23 protein-coding genes are annotated in these 22,590 nt (G+C 40.2%); 2 read left to right on the plus strand and 21 right to left on the minus strand.

What is annotated here, in order from left to right:
- Position 1: 1 nt before the first annotated feature.
- The 8 genes from GXK58_RS11085 to GXK58_RS11110 form a co-directional block, all read right to left on the minus strand.
- The gene (locus GXK58_RS11085) at positions 2 to 1,009 is read right to left on the minus strand and encodes a nuclease-related domain-containing protein (RefSeq protein WP_160722699.1); all 1,008 of its coding nucleotides are present in this window, start codon (positions 1,007 to 1,009) and stop codon (positions 2 to 4) included.
- Positions 1,010 to 1,274: 265 nt separating this feature from the next.
- Complete coding sequence (locus GXK58_RS27515) at positions 1,275 to 1,409, minus strand: hypothetical protein (RefSeq protein ID WP_272928139.1); 135 nt, start codon at positions 1,407 to 1,409, stop codon at positions 1,275 to 1,277.
- A 33-nt stretch (positions 1,410 to 1,442) separates the two neighbouring features.
- On the minus strand, positions 1,443 to 1,598 hold the full coding sequence (locus tag GXK58_RS11090) for a hypothetical protein (protein ID WP_160722701.1): 156 nt from the start codon (positions 1,596 to 1,598) through the stop codon (positions 1,443 to 1,445).
- A 33-nt stretch (positions 1,599 to 1,631) separates the two neighbouring features.
- Positions 1,632 to 1,766, minus strand: a complete 135-nt coding sequence (locus tag GXK58_RS27520; RefSeq protein WP_272928140.1) for a hypothetical protein — start codon at positions 1,764 to 1,766, stop codon at positions 1,632 to 1,634.
- A gap of 33 nt (positions 1,767 to 1,799) precedes the next feature.
- Complete coding sequence (locus GXK58_RS11095) at positions 1,800 to 1,946, minus strand: hypothetical protein (RefSeq protein ID WP_160722703.1); 147 nt, start codon at positions 1,944 to 1,946, stop codon at positions 1,800 to 1,802.
- Positions 1,947 to 2,016: 70 nt separating this feature from the next.
- Positions 2,017 to 2,856, minus strand: coding sequence for a DegV family protein (locus GXK58_RS11100; RefSeq protein ID WP_160722705.1), 840 nt, complete (start codon positions 2,854 to 2,856; stop codon positions 2,017 to 2,019).
- Between the two features lie 95 nt (positions 2,857 to 2,951).
- Positions 2,952 to 3,641, minus strand: coding sequence for a response regulator (locus GXK58_RS11105; protein WP_160722707.1), 690 nt, complete (start codon positions 3,639 to 3,641; stop codon positions 2,952 to 2,954).
- Between the two features lie 49 nt (positions 3,642 to 3,690).
- Positions 3,691 to 4,833 (minus strand): sensor histidine kinase, encoded by a 1,143-nt coding sequence (locus tag GXK58_RS11110; RefSeq protein WP_160722709.1) that lies wholly within the window; start codon positions 4,831 to 4,833, stop codon positions 3,691 to 3,693.
- Positions 4,834 to 5,068: 235 nt separating this feature from the next.
- Between GXK58_RS11110 and GXK58_RS11115 the strand changes: the two genes are divergently transcribed.
- The gene (locus GXK58_RS11115) at positions 5,069 to 5,710 is read left to right on the plus strand and encodes a YigZ family protein (RefSeq protein WP_160722803.1); all 642 of its coding nucleotides are present in this window, start codon (positions 5,069 to 5,071) and stop codon (positions 5,708 to 5,710) included.
- 158 nt (positions 5,711 to 5,868) lie between these two features.
- On the opposite strand, the gene GXK58_RS11120 is transcribed toward GXK58_RS11115, so the two are convergent.
- From GXK58_RS11120 to GXK58_RS11175, 12 genes are all read right to left on the minus strand, one after another.
- A complete protein-coding gene (locus GXK58_RS11120) occupies positions 5,869 to 6,927 on the minus strand; it encodes a glycosyltransferase family 4 protein (protein WP_160722711.1) in 1,059 nt (352 codons plus the stop codon).
- Positions 6,928 to 7,042: 115 nt separating this feature from the next.
- Positions 7,043 to 8,614 carry an LTA synthase family protein gene (locus GXK58_RS11125; RefSeq protein ID WP_160722713.1) on the minus strand — a complete coding sequence of 524 codons (1,572 nt, stop codon included), beginning with the start codon at positions 8,612 to 8,614 and terminating at the stop codon, positions 7,043 to 7,045.
- Positions 8,595 to 8,918: a hypothetical protein gene (locus GXK58_RS11130; RefSeq protein ID WP_160722715.1), complete on the minus strand. Its 324-nt coding sequence runs from the start codon at positions 8,916 to 8,918 to the stop codon at positions 8,595 to 8,597. Before GXK58_RS11130 ends, GXK58_RS11125 begins: the two co-directional genes overlap by 20 nt.
- A 166-nt stretch (positions 8,919 to 9,084) precedes the next feature.
- Positions 9,085 to 10,179, minus strand: a complete 1,095-nt coding sequence (locus GXK58_RS11135) for a glycosyltransferase family 4 protein (protein ID WP_160722717.1) — start codon at positions 10,177 to 10,179, stop codon at positions 9,085 to 9,087.
- Positions 10,180 to 10,561: 382 nt separating this feature from the next.
- Positions 10,562 to 11,404, minus strand: a complete 843-nt coding sequence (gene rfbD, locus GXK58_RS11140; protein WP_160722719.1) for a dTDP-4-dehydrorhamnose reductase — start codon at positions 11,402 to 11,404, stop codon at positions 10,562 to 10,564.
- On the minus strand, positions 11,404 to 12,426 hold the full coding sequence (gene rfbB / locus GXK58_RS11145; protein WP_160722805.1) for a dTDP-glucose 4,6-dehydratase: 1,023 nt from the start codon (positions 12,424 to 12,426) through the stop codon (positions 11,404 to 11,406). The genes rfbD and rfbB overlap by 1 nt, the downstream gene beginning before the upstream one ends.
- A gap of 10 nt (positions 12,427 to 12,436) precedes the next feature.
- Positions 12,437 to 12,997: a dTDP-4-dehydrorhamnose 3,5-epimerase gene (gene rfbC / locus GXK58_RS11150; protein ID WP_160722721.1), complete on the minus strand. Its 561-nt coding sequence runs from the start codon at positions 12,995 to 12,997 to the stop codon at positions 12,437 to 12,439.
- A 21-nt stretch (positions 12,998 to 13,018) separates the two neighbouring features.
- Positions 13,019 to 13,891 (minus strand): glucose-1-phosphate thymidylyltransferase RfbA, encoded by an 873-nt coding sequence (gene rfbA, locus GXK58_RS11155; protein WP_160722723.1) that lies wholly within the window; start codon positions 13,889 to 13,891, stop codon positions 13,019 to 13,021.
- Positions 13,892 to 14,015: 124 nt separating this feature from the next.
- On the minus strand, positions 14,016 to 14,720 hold the full coding sequence (locus GXK58_RS11160) for a glycosyltransferase family 2 protein (RefSeq protein ID WP_160722725.1): 705 nt from the start codon (positions 14,718 to 14,720) through the stop codon (positions 14,016 to 14,018).
- Positions 14,721 to 14,722: 2 nt separating this feature from the next.
- On the minus strand, positions 14,723 to 15,568 hold the full coding sequence (locus tag GXK58_RS11165; protein WP_160722727.1) for a glycosyltransferase: 846 nt from the start codon (positions 15,566 to 15,568) through the stop codon (positions 14,723 to 14,725).
- A complete protein-coding gene (locus tag GXK58_RS11170) occupies positions 15,565 to 16,920 on the minus strand; it encodes an O-antigen ligase family protein (protein WP_160722729.1) in 1,356 nt (451 codons plus the stop codon). Before GXK58_RS11170 ends, GXK58_RS11165 begins: the two co-directional genes overlap by 4 nt.
- Before the next feature lie 124 nt (positions 16,921 to 17,044).
- Positions 17,045 to 17,839, minus strand: coding sequence for a glycosyltransferase family 2 protein (locus GXK58_RS11175; RefSeq protein ID WP_202171335.1), 795 nt, complete (start codon positions 17,837 to 17,839; stop codon positions 17,045 to 17,047).
- Positions 17,840 to 18,099: 260 nt separating this feature from the next.
- Here GXK58_RS11175 and GXK58_RS11180 point away from each other — a divergent pair, with 260 nt between their 5' ends.
- The gene (locus GXK58_RS11180; protein WP_160722731.1) at positions 18,100 to 19,086 is read left to right on the plus strand and encodes an LCP family glycopolymer transferase; all 987 of its coding nucleotides are present in this window, start codon (positions 18,100 to 18,102) and stop codon (positions 19,084 to 19,086) included.
- 52 nt (positions 19,087 to 19,138) lie between these two features.
- Here GXK58_RS11180 and GXK58_RS11185 read toward each other — a convergent pair whose 3' ends face one another.
- The gene (locus GXK58_RS11185; RefSeq protein ID WP_160722733.1) at positions 19,139 to 22,315 is read right to left on the minus strand and encodes an Ig-like domain-containing protein; all 3,177 of its coding nucleotides are present in this window, start codon (positions 22,313 to 22,315) and stop codon (positions 19,139 to 19,141) included.
- Positions 22,316 to 22,590 lie beyond the last annotated feature (275 nt).

Here is a 22,590-nt window from a genome sequence, read left to right on the forward strand (position 1 = left end):
GTCACCCTTTTAGTTTTTTTTCTATTAAAATATAACTTTTGTTATCAGGCCATTGATGATAGACCCTTTTCTTGGTATGTCCTGATGTTGGCAGGTCAAGGGCTATGAGCTTTTTTTGTGTGATGTTTGCTGAAGGAAGATGGAGGATTTTCTGACATTCTCGATTAGTGATGGTAGGTTTAACTAGGAGAAAATGGTCATTAATCGTTTCTATATGCCCATCTCTCGACTTCGAGCCGCATTTGATGCATATCCATTTGCCTTTTTGATATTCCATGGGGATGTGTTTACAACTAGAGCACTGAACCCCTTGGATAGGCTCTGTTTCTGTTAGTTCGTATTCTTTTAGAATATCTATTTGTTTAGGCGTGTGTTTACTTAAGAGAAAATTGGCTATTTCAATCATTTCTGGCGTTTGTATTTTTACTTGTTTGTAGCGATTTTCGCTGTTCTCAATTTTATTAAATAGGTCCCTGCCTTTACAGATCCTTGTTAGGTCCGTACCTGTACCGCTGGTTTTTAAGATGGTCCGGTTCGAGCTTTTAAAAAAAATAAGGTAATCGATGGGGAGCAAATGGAGGTTATGCAGGATGAGCCATCTTCCTAGAAGGGATTGCAGTCGGCGGCATTGGATGCGCGGGTCTTCGAAGGATTCTTCTGTTCCATCTGGATTGGTTCGGATGAGTTGGTTGAAGATATTGTCAAAGTATAATGTTCCGATGATGTTTTTTGCTTCGATGATTTGGATATAAGTTTGTGTGAGTATTAGGGTGTCGATTTGAAAATGGATGCCGTGGAGTTGCAGCTGGAGGTCGTGGAGGATGTAGTATTTTTCTGATGGCAGTTCTTTTAGATAGTTGGCTAGTGCGGCTTCTCCCCAATAGCCTGCCCATCTTCTGGCGAGTTCTTTTTCGATTACGGGGTATTTGGGATGATTTGGTTTGAGGTATTTTTTTAGGATTTCGGTCAAGATGAGTCTTCTAGGGAGGGTTAGTTCTTTGATCACCACGATAGATCACTCCTTTTTTCTTTATAATTCTACAAAAAAGGAAAGATTCCTACAGGATTTTTAATTTTTTTAATGGTGGCGTTTTTCTATGATCTTTTTAAAATACTAACCTGGTTGGACTTCGTTTTGATTCCGCCAGTTTGCAGCAGATTTCCGCCGGTTTTTAATTTTTTTCTGCCGACTCTCTCATTATTTCCGCGCACTATTCTCTTTTTCCCGCCGCTTTCCTCATTATTTCCGCTAACCCTCTTTTTCTATGACCTTTTTATGTAATAAACCAGTTTGGCCTTCGCTTCGATTCCGCCAGTTTGTAGCGGATTTCCGCCGACTTTTGATTTTTTTCCGCCGACTCTCTCGTTATTTCCGCGTACTTTTCACTTTTTTTCACCACTTTTCCCATTATTTCCGCCTACCCTCTTAATCTATGACCTTTTTATGTAATAAACCAGCCCGCACTTCGCTTCGATTCCGCCAGTTTGCAGCGGATTTCCGCCGGTTTTTGATTTTTTTCCGCCAACTCTCTCATTATTTCCGCGTACTTTTCACTTTTTTTCGCGTACTTTTCACTTTTTTCCGCCACTTCTCCCATAATTTCCGCCAACTCTCTTTTTCTATGACCTTTTTAATTACAAAACCAGCCCGCACTTCGCTTTGATTTCGCCAGTTTCCAGCGGATTTCCGCTGACTTTTGATTTTTTTCCGCCGACTCTCTCATTATTTCCGCGTACTTTTCACTTTTTTCCGCCACTTTCTCCATTATTTCCGCCAACTCTCTTTTTCTATGACCTTTTTAAGTAATAAACCAGCCCGCACTTCGCTTCGATTCCGCCAGTTTGCAGCGGATTTCCGCCGGTTTTTGATTTTTTTCCGCCGACTCTCTCATTATTTCCGCATACTTTTCACTTTTTTCCGCCTCTTCCCCCATTATTTCCGCCAACCCCAATCTCCCGCCGCAAAACAAAAAAACCATCCCGGCCAAAGGCCGGAATGGCAGCTAACTTAAAATCTTATCTTTTCATCCAGCCCATACCCATCGCACCCTCACCCAAATGAGTGCCGATCACAGCGCCAAAATACCCAATCACAAAATCCACATTTGGATACAAAGCAGACAGCTCCTGACGCCACTCCTCTGCTTCCTCCTCACGATTCGCGTGGATAATAACCGCCCGGTAATCCCCGCCGCCGGAAACATCCTCTCCAAGTAAATCAACAATCCGTTTCAAAGCCTTCTTCCGTGTGCGGATTTTTTCAAACGGTACAATCACCTTATTTTCAAAATGCAGCAAAGGTTTCACCTGAAGCAAACTGCCAATAAAAGCCTGGGCACTCGACAACCGGCCGCCCCGCTGGAGATTAGATAAATCATCCACCATGAAATATGCACGGGCCGACTTCTGCAAGTCCGACAACCGGCTCATAATCACCTCAGCCGGCTCCCCGCGCCCAGCCATCTCAGCCGCCTCCAGCGCATAAAACCCTTGGACCATACAGCTGATTTCTGAATCAAACGGATAAACCTTAATTCCCTCAACCATTGTGCCAGCCGTGACCGCCCCTTGATACGTGCCGCTGATTCCGCTCGATAAATGAACACAGATTACTGCATCATAACCGGACGAAAGCTCCTCAAACAGCTCCACGAACTTCCCAATCGGCGGCTGGGAAGTGGTTGGCAAATCTTTTGTTTTTATCTCATCATAAAACGCATTAGCGCTTAAATCCTCTTCTTCTTGATAAACCTCTGTCCCGAAAATGACATTTAACGAGATCATATGTATATTCCATTTTTCACGCAATTCCTTCGGTATGTACGCGGTGCTATCCGTGACAATTGCCGTTTTCATAAAAAAGTACCATCCTTGTCTTCTGAACTACCCTTTATTGTATATGATACAACAAAAAAAGAACACACCGTAAAGGCATGCTCCCTGAAAAATAATTATCTCACTTCGACCCAGCCATTTTTAATCGCAGAAACCACTGCCTGGGTACGGTCATTTACATTCATTTTTTGTAAAATATTACTTACATGGTTTTTAACCGTCTTTTCACTGATAAACAATGATTCACCAATACCACGGTTGCTTTTCCCGTCCGCGAGCATTTGCAGTACTTCACATTCACGGCGGGTTAATAGATGTAATGGACGGCGTATTTCAAGTGTTGGAACATAGCCGCCGCCTCCTGAGCCGCCTGTCGTCGCAGCAAGTTTGCGATATTCATTGACGAGGTTGTGTGTCACTTTTGGATGTAGGTAAGACCCGCCATCGGCAACAACGCGGACTGCCTCAATCAGAGCATCGGCATCCATTTCTTTTAACAAGTAACCGCAGGCACCTGTTTTTAACGCATGAGTAACATAATTTTCATCATCGTGTATCGATAAAATAATAATTTTCGTATTAGGGTATTGTTCAACCAATTCTCTGGTTGCCTCGACACCATTCATTCCTGGCATGTTGATATCCATAATGACAACATCAGGCTGGTGTTGTTCGACAATTTTTAAAGCCTCCGTGCCGTCATCGCCCTCGGCCACCACTTGGAATGACTTTTCAAATTCTAGTATTCTTTTAACCCCTTCTCTGAAAAGCTGGTGATCATCGATTATCGCAATTTTGGTCGTCATTTTGGTACTCCCCCTTATTTCAATTCTAACATTTGTCGCAAAAAATTCTTTAGTTAATTAGTGGAACACGAATCAGTACAGATGTCCCCTTGCCCATTTTTGAATCGTAAGTAATTTCACCTTCAAGCAAATCGACACGCTCTCGCATCCCGATCATCCCAAAGGATTCAGGTTTCTTAATCGAGGTATCAAATCCAACACCGTTATCCTTGATAAGAACAGTGATTTCAGAATTGGTTATTTCCATTCGGACTTTAATTTCACAGGCATTGGCATGCTTAAGTGCATTTTGGACAGACTCCTGGATCATACGGAACAATGCTACCTCATATTTTGTAGGAAGCCTGCGTTCTTGGCCAATATTAACAAAATCGATCCTCGAGTGGTTATGATATTCTTCGATGGTTTGTAAATATTTTCTTAGGGTAGGGACAAGTCCCAAATCATCAAGTGCCATCGGACGGAGGTCATATATAATTCTTCGGACCTCATAAAGCGCGGCACGCACCATTTTTTTATAACTATGCATCTCCGCAAATGCCTCATCCGGACCTTGATCCCTATAAACACGTTCAATCAGATCAGAACGCATAATGACATTGGCCAGCATCTGGGCTGGACCATCGTGAATCTCCCGGGACAAACGTTTCCGTTCCTCTTCCTGAGCTTCAATAATTTTTAATCCAAAGTCTTGTTTGGCTTTCGCTGTTTCAAGTACTTCCCCTACCTGTTTTAAATCACTTGTCAAGTAATTCATCACAACAGAAATTTGGGAAATAAGCTGGTCGGCGCGGTCGATCGTGTCGTTTAACCCTATGAGCCTGCGCTCTAAATCATCCCTTTTCTCTAACAATTGTTTCTTATACTGCCAATTGATGGAGAGGTCCATTTGCAGCTGGTGGGCTTTTTCATATGCCTCACGAACTTCTTCTTCGGTATAATGTTTAAAATTCATACTTACTTCAGACAGCATGAGGCGGGCTTGATGAACTTGGTCCTCGAGTTGGTTTCCCTCTTCAATAAGCTTAACCATCATTTCCTTGATATTCCGAAGCTCCGTTGTCATACTTTCGTAATCTTGACGGCACTGTTCGCCAATACGGAAAATATCTCCCTTGCTGTTTGTGACTCTGTCAATCATCTCTTCACGAATTTCATCAATGGACGACGTATTGAATTGTTTTAGTTTCATTTCTTTGCCTCCAGGGTTTTCCCTTTAGGTTCTTAACGTATTTTATCTTGAAATTTAGGTAATGGCGAACCTTAACACTTATATTGACCTTCCACTAGGGTGAAAGTAATATAATGATAGTGTTACAATAAATTTATACTATTGAACCATTACTATTATATCATTCGAACGTTACTTCTGTATTAAAGGTATATTACAACAATATTTTATTAACTAATGAAAGGAAATATTAATGATGCTTTCTTGTTACCTAACTGTAAAAAAGACAGGCGAACATGAGATTACGATCCAAAAATCCCGTTTTATCGCTCATATAACAAGAGCGGAAACCGAAACGGAAGCGACGGAATTCATCCAGGCCATAAAAAAACAGCATTGGGATGCGACCCATAATTGCTCGGCCTATTTGATTGGCGAGCATGACCAAATTCAGAAAGCGAATGACGATGGTGAACCAAGCGGAACAGCCGGTGTACCGATCCTAGAAGTATTAAAAAAACGAAAACTAAAGGACACAGCAGTCGTTGTCACACGGTACTTTGGAGGTATTAAGTTAGGAGCGGGAGGTCTGATCCGTGCTTACGGCAAAGCCACTTCAGAAGGTCTTGATGCAGTTGGCATTGTGGAAAGAAAACTTTCCCAAATTGTTCATGCCAAATTTGATTATACCTGGCTTGGGAAAATTGAGAAAGAACTTCGTGCCGCCAAATATACGATTAAAGAAATCCATTACTTAGACACGGTTGAAGTAGAAACCTATGTTGACGAAAGCCAGGTACAGGTCTTCAAGGACTGGATGATCGAGCTTACCAATGGCCAGTGCACCCTGAATCTTGGTGATACCGTTTATCTCGAGGATGATTACATCCGCGAATAAATAATATTCTCAGTACTATTATAGTACTATTTACCGGTACAAACAATTGGGAAAAAAAGCGGAAGACCTCTTGACCAAGGATGTGCTGGACAATCCTCACAATGTAATTCATGAATTAAATAATTAAAGGGGCTCAAATACATGAGTCCCTTTTCCTGTTAAGAGCGGTCTTTTACTGTTGTTAATGTTCGGAAAATCTTAAGCAGCGGGCGATGGTCCTTTCCCATTAAACCGATTTTTTCAGCAATGATTTCAATTAGCAAAATGACTACTGTAATTAAAAAGAGTGCCCCGCCGATTCTAGCCTGTGAGTAAATGACTGCAACCAATCCAAAAAAAGCAGCCATGGCATAGATAATTAACACGGTTTGACGATGGGAATAGCCCATTCTAAGCATGCAATGATGGAGATGGGATTTATCTGGAGCAGACAAGGGCTGTTTATTAATAAGCCTCCGGATAATTGCAAAAAAGGTATCAGAAATGGGTACTCCGAGTATGATGACGGGAATAACAAACGAAATAAAGGTTACGTTTTTAAATCCGAGCAGCGATAAAACGGAGATGATAAATCCCAAAAAGAGTGCACCAGTATCTCCCATAAAAATGCTGGCAGGATGAAAATTGTAAAGCAAGAACCCTAACGTACTGGCTAATACGATTAACCCAACAGCAACCACAAATAAATTTCCCTGAATAAGAGCGATTCCTGAGATAGTAATTAAGGCAATGGAAGAAACCCCGGCTGCCAAGCCGTCAAGCCCATCAATTAAATTAATTGCGTTCGTTATTCCTACAATCCAAAGGATTGTAAAGGGAATACTCAAGAGGCCAAATTGAAGTTGTCCGCCAAAAGGAAGATTAATGAATACAACCTGTAGATTGCCTAAAAATACGACAGAACAAGCAGCTGCTAATTGACCAAGCATTTTATACTTGGCTGGTAATTCAAACAGATCATCACAAATGCCAGTCACAATGATGATGAAGCAGCCAAGCAAAATCGCGAAAGAATATTGATTTTCCGGCCGGATAAGGAGAATGCCTGCCATAAAACTAATATAAATGGCTAATCCTCCAAGTCTTGGCATAATCGACTGGTGAACCTTCCGCTGGTTTGGGCGGTCTGTTGCACCAATAAGGAAGGCTAACTTTTTAATTAGCGGAGTAGCGATCACTGAAATGAAAAAACAAACGATTAAGGTAAGATAAAACATCAAACATCCTCCTTATTAGTCAGTTTATCCATTTAAAGCAATCAAAAAACAACTAATGTTTGGTAAAAGTCATTAAAAATGCCAGGTATTCTAAACACCTGGCATCCATAATTTTCTATTGTTTGGTTTCCTCTTTGGCCTTTTTCATTAAATCGAAATAATCTCCTTGCAAGATCTTTTCGTTATAGAATCTTGAATTTTTAGCCAGCTCGCTATTCACATAGCCCAGGCCGCGTTCTTCCTCCAGCGTTTTTTTACTGGAAAATAAATTGGTCCCTACTCCCAAACGTTCTCCGCTAATTTTCACTCCCATGCTGCCTAAGATGGTTGGATACATGTCTAAAGAGGTAAAGACTCTATTTTTTGAATTGACAGGCTCCATGGCCGGATTAATAAACGCGTTATAAGTAGTTCTTTGATATCCACTGTAGGTATATTTCTGGAAGTATCCTCCAGGCTGCATACTTAAGTGATCTCCCATTAGCACTATGGTGGTGTTATCATAAAAATCCTGCTTTTGCAGCCATTTAACAAATTCGTACACTTGTTTGGAAGATAACGCAAAAACATTTTCGTATTGTGTGTCATATTTATGCTCTGCTTTGCTCTCCACGTAACCATCCGGAAAATGAGTATTAGCTGTTAATAGGGTGAAGTTAAAAGGTTTCTTAGAACTTGCAATCGTAGTGATTTCTTCTTTTGCCCATTCAAATAAATGGCTGTCATCATATCCCCACCAGACCTTTTGGCTTTCTGTCATCTTTCCTTCTTTAATGGCTGTATTTAAATCAGAAATAGCAAAGCTGCCATGGCTCGTGTAATAATTGCTCCGCCCTCCAAATTTAGCATCTGACCCAAACATGATTTCTTGGTTATATCCCTCTTTTTTCAAAATATCACCTAGAGTATAGGCCCCAGTTAGAAACTTGCTGGAGGCTGTGTACTCATTCCCATTGACAGGTATTTTCAACGGAATACCCGATGTAGTACCCACCATTGCCCCAACTGTCCAAGTGGTGCCAAAGATGGGGAGAGCCCCGCCAACTTTATCCGAATTTGAAAAATTCACGTTCGTCTTTGCGATGGTGGTTAATTCGGGCATAACATTATAACTCCAGCCGCCGCCGTTATCCTTATCAATCATGGAGTTTTCCATTGACTCTAAATAGATAAGTATTAAGTTCCTTTTCTCTTTGGGAAAGGTAATTGATACATCCCTGCCATCAACGTAATGATCATCTATATAAGTAGAATAGTCGGTTAAACTTTTCAAATAATCCCTGACACCTAACAGCTGATAACTGGTGAATAGTGAGAGGATGAAAATAAGGAACGAATAAAATAATCGATATTTAAAAAATAACCTATGAGGGAATAGATGAATGGAAAATTGCTTATTTTTTATTGTCACATCAATGATATTCTTCCTTTTTTCTATTCTCATAATGGGCAGATAAAGAATCAAAAAGATTGTTAAAAAGGGAAGTAAACTGGATAAGATGGCAGAAATGACTACCTCACTTGATGTACCTTCCGTACCGCTTACAAGATAAAAAATCATTTCATCTATACTTTGGTCAGCGAATTTTTGTTTCAGATAGATGGAAAAGGAAAAAATAAAGGTACTCAAAATCAGAATAAAAATCGTTATGTAAGTGATGATTAATTTATGCTTTTTCTTTTTCATTTCTAGACTCGACCCTTAATTTTATTTTTAGATTTAGTTCAATCAATCGATAAAAGAAAGCAATGACAAGTCCCATACAGACAGCCAATAAGCAGTATTTCATGGTAAAAATAGTAGTAAACAAAATCACTTCTGTTTTAGCGATCGTCAAAATTGCATAACATAAACAATTTATACTTAACATAAATAGGGCTAAATGGCAGATCCCCTCAAAAATCGTTAAACTTTTATTAATAAGCTTTGTGTAAAAAAGCAACACTATAAAAGATGGCATGATCAAAGCCATTACTTCATTAAACGTCATAATATCCTCCTGAGCAAAGTATTGAAAATGGCACACTATATATAGTGCCTCATTCCCATCACACCTAAACATTATTCTACTACTTGTTATATTTGAGATTTATTAAAATTTGTTGAACAAGAAAGGCTTTGGAAACAAGTCCAAAGCCTTTTCTATCATTATATGATTATCGATCTTTCAGGTTAATTGGCTTGAAGCCCTTCATAAACTTTAAGAGCGGCTTATAATCTTCACGTACCAAACCAACTTTTTCAACAATAATCTCTATCGCAACTAATAATGTCAAAATCACAATCAATGATCCCCACACAGTGGATTGTGAGAAGATAAATGCTACAAGTCCAAAAGCTAAACTCATTGCATAAATGATTAGCACAGATTGCTTATGAGAAAAGCCTAAACGCAATAAGCAATGGTGCAAATGGGATTTATCCGGTGCAGATAATGGTTGTTTGTTGACAAGTCTGCGAATAATCGCAAAGAATGTATCAGAAATCGGAACACCTAGAATAATAATTGGAATAACAAGTGAGATAAAGGTAACATTTTTAAATCCGAGCAGTGAAAGCACACTGATTAAGTATCCTAAAAATAACGCCCCGGTATCGCCCATAAAAATTTTGGCAGGATGGAAGTTGAAAATCAAGAAACCTAATGATGATACAGCGGTTATAAGTGCTAAAATCATAACATACGGGTTCCCCATAAGGTACGCCATGCCAGAGATTGCAAATAAAGCAATGGTTGAGACACCAGCAGCTAAACCGTCAAGGCCATCAATTAAATTAATGGCATTGGTAATCCCAATAATCCAAAACATTGTAATTGGAATGCTTAAGTAGCCAAAATCTAATTGTCCGCCAAAAGGCAGGTTAATAAACTCTACTTTAAGATCTCCCATAAATACGACGATAAACGAAGCTAATATTTGTCCGAATAATTTTACCTTTGGAGAAATCTCCTTTGTATCATCCAGTACACCGGTTAAGATAATGATGAGACTTCCAAGGATAATGGCCAAATGAAGGTTCTCACTCGGATTCATAATCGGTAAAAGTGATTTTGCGTCTGGACGTAAGATCGCAATTCCAATCAAGAAACTAATATATATGGCCAATCCGCCTAAACGCGGCATGATTCTTTGATGAACTTTTCGTTGATTTGGTTTATCTGTTGCTCCAATTTTGAATGCAAGTTTTTTCACTAGCGGGGTGAGAATGATCGCCGAGAAAAAACATATGGCTAACGTTAAATAGAACATATAGACCTCCATGGTTCATTCCGTTTTTTGTAATTTACTATTTTTCTAATTTAATAAAATCAATGAAACCTAGAGACATACCCTAATGGATTATAGCACAGCCAATAGAAGAAATAAACACTTCCATTCTACAATTTTTTCACCTTCTGGAAATCACCCAAAATGACTATTTTACAAGAAAGTGAGATTTAACAATGTTTTAGGACCATTCAATCAGAAATGACTTTTTGCTGAATGTGACAAATAATCTTCCAATACTACTATAATCGCCATTTGGTTCGGCCATCTATATAGACGTACTTTTATATATAAAAGTTTCCCGTTTTTATTAAAAGAAAAACCTCTGTTTATTACAACAGAGGCACCTTAACATTTTCTTAAATTATTTAGATTCCTGGAGATAAGCGGCGAGCGCTTCTTTCCAATCACGAAGAGGTGTGAGACCTTCCTCTTCAATTCTTTTCTTACTTAATACGGAGTAAGCCGGACGTTTCGCAGGTCTAGGGAATTGATCACTTGTCAATGGGTTAACCGTCACATGGAGTCCAGCTTGTTTAAAGATCTCGACTGCAAATTCATACCATGAACAAACCCCGCTGTTAGTTGCATGATAAATCCCGTATTTGTCCGTTTCCATGAGCTCAACCATAAACTTAGCTAAGTCCACGGTATAGGTCGGTGAACCTACTTGATCATGAACCACACCTACTTCACCGCGCTCCTCACCTAAACGAAGCATGGTTTTTACAAAATTATTTCCATAGATACCAAATACCCAGGCAGTCCGCACGATAAAAAATCGGTCTAAATGCTTTTGCAGGAGCTGCTCTCCTGCTAACTTAGTCCGGCCATAAGCTCCTAATGGACTAGTTTCCTGGTTGACTTCATACGGCTCGTTTGCGGTACCATCAAAGACATAATCCGTGCTGATATAAAGCAATTTTGCCCCTGCTTCTTTAGCAGCCTTGGCAAGATATTCGGTTCCAAGCGCATTGATTTGGTAGGCAGTATCTTCATCTTCTTCAGCCGCATCCACGTTTGTATAGGCGGCGCAGTGTAAGATCACATCAGGTTTGACCTCATTAATAAGACTAAAAACATCTGCTTCATTCGTAATGTCTAATTGCTCGCGATCTAACCCAAAGGCCTCATGATTTTTATTCTCAAGCTCCCTTAGGACATCTTTACCTAATTGTCCGGCTGCACCGGTTACAACTACTCTCATTACTCTACCCCTAATCTATCGCCATACTGCTTTTTCACATAATCCTGATAATCACCGGAGATGATATTTTCCCACCATTCTTGGTTGTTTAGGTACCAATTAATGGTTTGTTCAATCCCTGTGTCAAAATTGTATTTAGGAGACCAGCCTAGTTCGGTGCGTAATTTGGTTGCATCGATTGCATAGCGGCGGTCATGTCCCGGGCGGTCCTTTACAAATTTGATTAATGATTCAGGCTTGTTTAACTGCTTTAGAATAGTTTTCACGATATCAATATTTGTACGTTCATTATTCCCGCCCACATTATAAACCTCTCCAACACGGCCATTATGAAGAACAAGATCGATTGCTTGGCAATGGTCTTCCACATGAAGCCAATCACGAACATTTAGACCATCACCATAAATTGGAAGTTCTTTGTCGTTTAGAGCATTGATAATCATCAATGGGATTAACTTCTCAGGGAAATGGAAGGGTCCATAGTTATTAGAACAACGGGTAATATTAACCGGAAGGCCAAATGTTTCATGGTACGCACGAACCAGCAAGTCAGCACCTGCTTTACTTGCACTATATGGGCTATTAGCAGCAAGCGGTGTTTCTTCTGTAAAGTAGCCTGTCTCACCTAATGTACCATACACCTCATCCGTAGAGACTTGCAGGTACTTTGCCACACTGTATGTTTTTGCTGCATCAAGCAAGGCTAATGTCCCTTGAATGTTCGTTTGCACAAAAATTCCTGGGTCTGTAATACTGCGGTCAACATGGGACTCTGCTGCAAAATTAATCACATAATCAAATTTCTCTTCTGCAAACAGCCCATGGATAAAGTCACGGTCTGCAATATCTCCGCGGACAAATTTATAATTTGGAGCATTCTCAATGTCTTTCAAATTCTCCAGATTTCCTGCATAGGTTAATAAGTCTAAATTAACAATCATATAATTTGGATATTTGTTTACCATGTAGCGGACGAAGTTGCTGCCGATAAAGCCGGCACCGCCTGTTACTAATAATTTCATCATTGTCCTCCTATTCCTCAAACACAAAATTCAAATGAGTGGCTTCTTTTAGTGTTGGATGCTTTGTATCTTTATCAGAAAGGATTGGTTCCGATGCAGGCCAATCAATACCTAGGTCCGGGTCATTCCAAAGAATACCGCCATCATGCTCTGGAGAATAATACTCATCAACCTTATAGGCCACTGTGGTGTCAGGCACCAGTGTACAAAAACCATGGGCAAATCCTTTAGGCACTAAAAGCTGACGTTTGTTATATTCACTTAAGATGACTCCCACCCACTGTCCATAGGTAGGTGAGCCTTTACGGATATCAACGGCCACATCATAAATAGCGCCTGTAACACAACGAACGACTTTTGTCTGTGCCTTTGGATTTAATTGAAAGTGCAGGCCGCGCAATGTACCTACAGGTGCAGACAAGGACTGGTTGTCTTGAACAAAGTCATAATGCAATCCTAGTTTTTCAAATAATTCTTTGTTATAGCTTTCCATAAAATAACCGCGGTGATCACCAAAAACCTTTGGCTCGAGGATTTTCACTCCGGATAATTTTGTGTCAATCACATTCATGTTTATTCCCTCACTTCTGGTTTACTTGGCTTGCTCAGCAATTTTCACCAAATATTGGCCATACTGATTTTTCTTTAATGGTTCAGCAAGCTCGAGCAGCTTTTCCTTTGATATATATCCCATTTTGAAGGCAATCTCTTCAAGACAAGCAATTTTCAATGACTGCCGCTTTTCTACCGTTTCAATAAATTGAGAGGCTTCTAAAAGGGAAGCATGGGTTCCTGTATCTAACCAGGCATAGCCGCGTCCTAATAGTTCAACACTTAGCTCGCCCATTTCTAAATAAGCCTTATTGATATCGGTAATTTCCAATTCTCCGCGCGGGGAAGGTTGAATGTTTTTGGCGATATCCACCACACGATTGTCATAAAAATAAAGACCGGTAACAGCATAATTGGATTTTGGAACTTCCGGTTTTTCTTCAATCGAAACAGCTTTGCCGTTATTATCAAATTCCACCACCCCGAAACGCTCAGGGTCATTCACATAATAACCAAACACAGTGGCTCCCGTTTCACGAGCCGCTGCTTTTCCTAGAAGCTCCGTTAAACCATGGCCATAGAAAATATTATCGCCAAGGACCAAAGCGACATTGTCATCGCCAATAAATTCATCCCCAATGATGAAGGCTTGTGCCAATCCGCCTGGATGCGGCTGGATTTTATATGTAAAGTTCATTCCTAAATCAGATCCATCGCCTAAAATCTGTTCAAAACGGGCGGTATCCTCTGGTGTAGAGATAATCAAGATGTCTTTAATTCCCGCTAACATTAATACAGATAGTGGATAATAAATCATTGGTTTGTCATACACAGGTAATAATTGTTTGGAAACTACTTTTGTTAACGGGTAGAGTCTCGTTCCGCTGCCACCCGCAAGAATAATACCTTTCATTTTAACAACTCCTCACTTACATTTATCTTACAAATTTCGCCAAAATACCCCTTCCCCATTATAAAGAAAGGCTTCGTAAAAAGAATAGTCGTCTTTAAAATGTAACAAAAATTTAACCTCAAGGCTAACGTTTATAACCAGCAATTGCTGAAATGGTCCGCAGGCGGCCCTTTATCTGGGTCATCCGTGACCGTTTCTTCATTCCTGTCACATTGCCGCCATGACGAACGTATTTAACGAGCGGAGTATCTAGAAAAACAATCTTTTTCTTCTTTACCATACACACGAGTGCAATCCATTGATCATGCATTTCGATCGAAGAAGGAAATGGAAGAATCAATGGGACTACTTCTTTTTTAAAAGCCATAAAAGCCCCGGTATAAGCGTTTTTTAAAATATTCCCAAAAATTCCTTGGTTTATGTTGTTATGGTTAAAATCATTCCAGGATGGATTAATGACCTGCAGCTCCCCATTGACAACATAGGCATCATGGACAACCAAATCTGCCTGTTGTTCCTGAAAGGCTGTGACTACGGTTTGGACTTTATGATCCTCCCACACATCGTCTTGGTCACAAAGAAAAAGGATATCCCCTTTTGCTAAAGATATCGCCTTTTCAAAGCTTTTAATCACACCTGAATTTCTTTCATTCACGTAAACCTGAACCCGATCACCATAATGGTCCTTGATTACCTGAACAGTATGATCTTTTGAGCCATCATCCACGACAATCACTTCATCGTCAGAATTCAACTGCTTAAGTACGCTGTCTAGTTGTCTGATGACAAATCGTTCCCCATTATATGTCGCCATACAAACCGATAACATAGTTAACCCTCTTTCCTGTTCAAGATCCTCTTTAACGTATACATGGCAATTTTTTTATTTTTAACCGTTAATACTTGTTTAAAAAATCTCATCACTAGCTGTTTCCGATAGGATGAATATAGATCCATTTTGTAATTTTTGTAAAAGTTAATTTCTGAATCCAAAATACTTTTATAACGGCCTATCGAAACCTGGCTGTAATCCATCACAGATAATTCATGTTCAAGAACAACCGGCAGTACCCAAACCTTACGACTCTGTCTATAAATCTCATGAAATAGCCAATGATCTAAATAATCCAGTGGAAAAGCCGAATTAAACCCACCAATCTCCGTTAAAAATCCGAGCCTGATCAATGAACCTGAATTGATCGCCATGACCGGTTCGGGTTGAAGCCCCGTCTGTGGCTGCTCCCCAGCTAAGGGACGCAGATAACGGCTGTATACAGGAGAAATCATCGTGCCGTTACTTGTAATCTTCGGCACCACTGCAGCAACAGCCGAATCTATTTCCGACATGCCGTCTAATGCTCGGGCATAGTCCTTCGTCAATTGGGTATCGTGATCTAACAGAAGCAGCCAATCACTCCCGTTATTAGCTGCCATGGACCAGGCAAAATTGTAAGCAGCCGCAATCCCTAAATTGCGGGGATCATGAATATACTCAATGGAGATCTCCTTGTCATGATCAGGGGAGAAATCCTGCTTTTCTGGACTATTATCATAAATGATTAGTTCTAATTCATGGGAAAAATTTTCCTTTTTCAACAGGGTTTTTCGTAAAGTTCGGTATGTTTTGCTTTCTTCAACAGCTTGTTTATATAGAACCATTACAGCCGTGACTTTCATTGAAGTACCTCATCTTTTAATTCCTTTTTTTGTTGGGACACAATTAAAAGAACAAGGAAGAAGCTCATTCCAATCGGATTATTAATAAAAGGGTTAATATTTGTCAGTAATAACACACCCATAAATACCGCTAATAACGAGACATCAAGGGTTGATAAATGATGCCCTTTTTTGTAGGCAAGATAGTAATTAAAGTAAATAATCAAAAATAAGAAACCCCAGATACCGAGTCCGATTAACCCCTGTTCTACCAAAATATCTAGAAAACTCATTTCTATTCCAGTAACCCTGCCTGCTATTTCCGTTCCATAACCTGTCCCGAAAACTAGGTTTGCAGGATGCACTAAAATGTCTTTAGAAGCAGTAATAAATTCAATCCGGTGGTTCACACTTATATCATTGACTTCTGTCTCTTGTTCCCCAAGTTCCGTATTTGGCTGAACATTCGCAGATGGATCGACCTTGACCACTTCAAACCGTTCGAGTGTCATATATTTATACAAGAATGGAACAGCAACAAACACCATAACTAAAATAGCAAATTTCTTAATAAATTGCTTATTGTGAAACAACTTTTGGATTTTCCTTGCCATCCCCTTGATTGGATCGACAAGAACTTTAATGTCTAACACGATAATCATAAATACACTTAGCATAAAGGCTAATAGGAAACCCCTAGTTTCTGACCAAAGGACAGAGATGGAAGCAAATATGACAATGGCAATGCTGAGCTTGCTCTTACTTTTATTGAAGAGGTCATTTAAAGCAATCACCAATCCAACCAATACAAAGAAGTGGCTCTTATAAAAAACACTGTGACTTGGTCTAAAGAACAGATCCCCGGGAAACACCCGATTTAAAAAGTCATAGTAGGGCTTAAAATCATCCGGTGCAGGAACAATGGTCTTTCCAATCAATGAGATTATAATCGTAAAAAGGGCAACAGTAAGTGCAGAATATTTTAATAATGTAATGATTCGCTCAAGAGAGAATCGTTCTTTAGAAATATAATAGGCCAATGGAAAATAAACGATAAAGTATGATACCCTCAGAAAATCGGTGACAATGGCACCTAACGAGTGTCCGTGTAATACGCCGATAACGGAGCTTACGACAAACCATCCAAGCAGCAAATAAACCCCGATTGTGACCGGATTCAGACGGAAAAATGTATTGATTTCTCTATTAAACACCGCTTTTTCTTTGATAAGTCGAAACAGATAGACCAATATCAACAGTAAAAACAACACTTGACGAATGGATAGTATCCCAAAATCAATTAGCCGGCCGCCGCCGCCTACAAACACTTCAATAAAAAAGATCGTCAACAATACTTTTTCAAATCTATTCATAAAAATAACCCTCTCCTATTACCTCGTGCCAAAAGAAATTGGTCCGAGAGTGCTGGCATTTTTTTTATTTTTATCTAAATCTGATGGAGATAATCTCATCAATCAACCCCAAACATTTCCAGCCTTAAAACAAACGCCATCCCCATTTATTAAAATATTTATACATCGATTGCATAAAAATCTTAAACAATTTTTTATTCTTATGTGCTCCTCTTTCATAATAATGGACCACGTGGGAAAAAGGAGTATAGACAATTCTTCTATTTCGTTTTTTCAGTTCAAGGCAAAGATCATAATCCTCAAAATACATAAAATAGCGGTCATCAAATCCGCCGACTTCTTTAAAATCCTGACCTCTCAATAACATAAAACAGCCGGAACCAATCCGGATATCCACATCGTGATCATCAGAAATGTTTCTTAGTTCATAGGAGGCTAATCGTTTGTGAAACATTTTTTTCACAAAATGAAAAGGGACAAAACGGAGCGCATAGTCAAAGACTGATACGCGGTCACGCATCAAATGCTGTACCGTCCCATCAGGATTTAGCACCTTTGGCACTAATAAAGCAATCGATGGATCTTTTTCCATCATATCAATCATTTTAAGTAAATCGTTTCTTACCAGAACGATATCTGGATTAAAGACTAGGAAATACTTTTCCTCCGCATGCAATAAATTATAGTTGTGGCCAAATCCAAAACCATTGTTCTCATGATAGAAGGTGATCTCTGCAAAATCCATATACTCACGAAGCTGCTGTTGGTAGTCCTCATTGGAATGGTTATCGAATATTACAAAGCGAAAGTTTCTATCTTGGCCAAATTCTTTTTTCAGATTATCTAAAACGTCAAAGATATGTTTACTATTGTAGGTCACAATACTAATTGCAACTTTTGCATTAGACACTTTTTTCACACACTTTCATCTCATAATTTTTATGTCTAGGCTAAACCTTTTTAGGAAGTAATCTTGCAGGTATATTTAGAAAAACCTTACAGTTAATGATTAATTCCTCAATGGTCAACTTACCAAGTGTAAATTATAGCATCATTGTGGCGAAACTTGTACTTTTATGGAGGATTTTTTTAAATCCTGTTGAACTTAAGACTGTTCAATATTATAATATCCCTTAGTATTTCTTTTAACATCAATACCTTTAGAAGGGAATTATATAAATGAATAGAACTAGATCGAGCCTTAAGCAGGGGAAGAGAAGAAAGGTAAAATGGCTTCGTGTTACATTGCTATTTCTTGTTATCCTTTTGGCAGGCGGCGCTACTTATGCATACAGTGTGTTTCATAATGTAGCTAAGGCTGTGAATAAGATGACTTCACCTCTTTCAAGGGAAGTTTCCGCAAAGCGGGAAACACAGGTCGAATTTAATAATTCCGATCCAATCTCCATTTTATTAGTAGGGGTAGATGAGCGGGAGGGCGACAGCGGCCGGACAGACTCGATGATTGTGGCTACCATTAACCCTAAAACAAAATCTACTAAACTATTAAGTATCCCTCGTGATACAAGAACATTATTAATAAATCCAGACAATCCGAATAAGAAACGATACGATAAAATCAATGCGGCTTATGCCTACGGGGGAATCGAAGAAAGCATTGCTACAGTCGAGAACTTTTTAAATATACCAATTGATTATTATATTAAAGTAAATATGGAAAGCTTCAAAGGTATTGTCGATGCCGTTGGAGGTATTGATGTAAACAATAAATATGCATTTGAATTAGACGGAGTTTCCCTTGATGTTGGAAAGTACCATTTAAATGGTACAGAGGCTCTTATGTATGCGAGAATGAGACACCAGGACCCACTAGGCGATTTTGGACGCCAACAACGCCAGCGGGAGGTTATCTCTAAAATTGTCGCAAAAGGAAAATCATTTTCTACCCTTACCAAATACGACGACATTTTGGAAGCACTCGAAGATAATATAAAAACCAACCTTACGCTTGATGATATGATCGGCATTCAATCTACGTATAAACCTGCTGCTGAAAAAATGGACAGTCTTCAGGTGGACGGCGAAGGGAAAATTGTTGATGGAATTTGGTACTACTATGTAGACGATGAAACAAGACAAGAACTTTCTAACCAGTTGCGTGAACATTTAGGTTTAACCCAACAAACAGTGGACAGCATCGAATAATCTAATAAAAAAAATCCTTTAGGCTAAGACCTAAAGGATTTTTTTTATATATTTAGTGAATAATTTGCTTCACAAATTCTCCTGAAACCCAGCCTGTTTGTGTTGAATTAGGAAGGTAGACTTGATACCAGCCATTACTAGAAACTAGGTTATCATTACTGGTTACTGCTTTTAGGTATGTTCCACTTGCAACAGACGTTAATACGGTCGAATCCGAACTTGTAGAAGCACTGCTGCGAATTCGTAAACTATCGACATCACTGTTCACCTGCAGCAAATTAACAATCGTAATATTTTGTCCATTCAACCAGCCGCTCCGGCCATTCACCCCGACACGGAACCAACGGTAAGAATTATAATTTAAACTTGATGGATTGTAATATACATCGGTATTATATCCGTTAACTGTCACAACTGTGAATAGGTCGAGTGATTCCAAAATGGTTGATGATGATACATACGGCAGTGATCTAAAATTCACCGAATAACTATTGGTTTTCGCCAAAATTCCAGTTGGGAAATTGATGATCTTATTTGCCGGGTAAGGATTCCCTGCTGGAATATCCCTTCCGTTAACTGGCGGAGCACTTGCTGTCATCGTTAGCTCCTGTCTATTCCAATAATACGAAGAGTCATATGATTGAATGCTTTCCATTAGGTTTGCTATTCCAGTTTTCCAATTTTGATCGGTAGCATATCTGACATTCATCCCCGTTAAGGTAGGACCATTGTAGTAAGCGCCACTTTCTTCGAGGTAATCCTGTCTAACCTGATATGCTACTTTATTAATACTATCCTGCACGGTTGGGAAGTAATAACCGCATGTAAACGGGCAAACATCATAGGCCCCGTAACCATAAAGGTTATGTTTATAGGTTATTAAATCCGATCCTCCCCAGCCGGTCTCCCATATCGCATGTGCGACTAAATAAAGGGCATTCACACCATATAAATTCTGAGCATTAATAAAACCTTGGGCATAATCCTTTAGCGGACTACTTGGATTTTTAGCGTTAAAGAAAGCCACAATTCCTGCTGCTGTTATGTTAGCTGGTTTCTTCAAGTTTAGGACAGCGTATAGATTTCCATTTCCAATCGTAATCTGAGTAGAAATAGTACTGACTCCGCCATTTTTCCCGGTTTCCTTAACAGTTATGGTATGCTGGCCATCCGAAAACTGCAGCGTGTTAAGGGTGTATTGATAACTGGCATTTGTATTGTTATAGGCGGGATAGGAGGCTGCCACATCCGTACGGACTAGGCCATACTGCGCTTGACCGATGATTTTTCCATCAATTGAAATTTCAACCTGTGATACTCCGCTTCCGTCTAAATACCAGCCGCTGATAAGAGTGGACCCTTTAACTGTCGTCCCATTCTTAGGAGACTCCAAAGATCCTATTGCAATCAGATTCCGAACAGTTATCGTACGTGTAAGCTCGGTTTTCACACCGGTTTTCCCTGTCTCTCGGACTGTTAAGGTGTGCTGGCCATTTGAGAGATTTGCCGTGTTTAACGTGTATTGGTAGCCGGAATTGGCATTTTTATAAGCAGGATAGGCTGCTGCCACATCCGTACGGGCTAGGCCATACTTTGCTTGACCGGTGATTTTTCCATCCACTAACACTTCAACCTTTGCCACTCCGTTTTGATCTAAGAACCAGCCGCGGATAAGTGTATTGCCTTTAACCTGGGAATCGTTCTTTGGTTCATCAACGGTTCCTCTTACAGGTAACTTTTGAACAATGTTTTGAACTGTGAAGAGGCGGTTTAACTCCTTCATCACTCCATTTTTCCCTGTCTCCCTGACGGTCAGGGTGTGCTGGCCATTGGTAAGTGCTGTCGTATTGAGGGTGTATTGATAGCCAGCATTCGCATTTTTATAAAGAGGATATGCCTTGGCCACATCCGTACGGGCTAAACCATACTGCGCCTGACCGAGGAGTTTCCCATCTACCATTATCTCAATCTCCGCCACTGCGCTAGTATCTAAAAACCAGCCGCGGACAACCGTGCTGCCTTTGACCGTCGCGCCATTCGCTGGTACATCAATGATCCCTCTTACAGGTAAGTTCTGAACGGGATTGGCTACAGTGTTTTGGATGTTGATAAGACGTTTAAGCTCGGTCGTCTTTCCATTTTTCCCCGTCTCCCGAATGGTCAGGGTGTGCTGGCCATTGGTAAGTGCCGTCGTATTGAGGGTGTATTGGTATCCAGCATTGGCATTTTTATAGGCAGGATACGCCTTGGCCACATCTGTACGGGCTAAACCATACTCTGCTTGACCGAGAAGTTTCCCATCGACTAATGCCTCAACCTTCGCCACTCCGCTTCCATCTAAAAACCAGCCGCGGACAACTGTGCTGCCTTTGACCGTCGCGCCATTCGCTGGTGCATCAACGGTGCCTCTGACAGATAGAGTCTGAGCCGTGTTAGTAACCGTGTTTTGAGCAGCATTCTGGATATTCACCAGACGTTTAAGCTCGTTCCTTTTACCATTTTTCCCTGTTTCCCTGACGGTCAGGGTGTGCTGGCCATTGGTAAGTGCCGTTGTATTGAGGGTGTATTCGTATCCAGCATTTGCATTATTATAGCCAGAATACGCCTTGGCCACATCCGTACGGGCTAAACCATACTGTGCTTGACCGAGGATTTTTCCATCCACCAGCACCTCAACCTTAGCCGCTCCGCTTCCATCTAAAAACCAGCCGCGGACAACTGTGCTGCCTTTAACTGCCGCGCCATTCGCCGGCACATCAATGGAGCCTTTAGCCGGTAAGGATTGAACGGTATTTTGGACTGCGTTCTGAACGTTAACCAGCCGTTTAAGTTCGGTCTTCACGCCTGTTTTCCCTGTTTCCCTAACGGTCAGAGTGTGCTGGCCATTGGCTAGGGCCGCTGTATTTAAGGAATACTGATATCCAGCGTTTCCATTTTTATAAGCTGGATACGCCTTTAATACATCAGAACGTGCAATCCCGTACTTTGCTTGGGCTACAATTTTTCCATCTACCAATATGTCAACTTTCGCCACTCCGTTTCCATCCAAGAACCAGCCTTTGACAACGCTGATCCCTTTAAGGGTGGAACTCGAGAGCGGTGTTTCCAAGGTTCCTTTTGGTGCTAGAACACCAGCAGCTGAAGCTATATTGCCGTGGAAGATTAATAGAATGGCAAAAAAGGATGCCAAAAATACATATTCAGTTAACTTGCGTTTAATTCTCCCCATCTCCTCTATATATTTTAATCTATTTCTAAAGACCTACTTTAAATTCTACCAAACTATTAGATTGTAAACAATGAAATATCGACAAAATATGTGTAAAACCGCCAACAATTTACAAAAGAGGAAACTTCGTTTTTTTAAAATTAAGGCTGTGTTAAAGGAAATTGTTGATTTTCAGCATGTTGATTGGAGTGGAAGGCGGCGTAGACTCCTGCGGGAGTACGGGGCAGGGGAGACCCCGCAGGCGCTTTCAGCGCCGAGGAGGCTCCCCGGCACGC

Origin of the sequence: Bacillus sp. USDA818B3_A, assembly GCF_009928415.1 — a bacterium.
Lineage (GTDB): Bacteria > Bacillota > Bacilli > Bacillales > Cytobacillaceae > Neobacillus.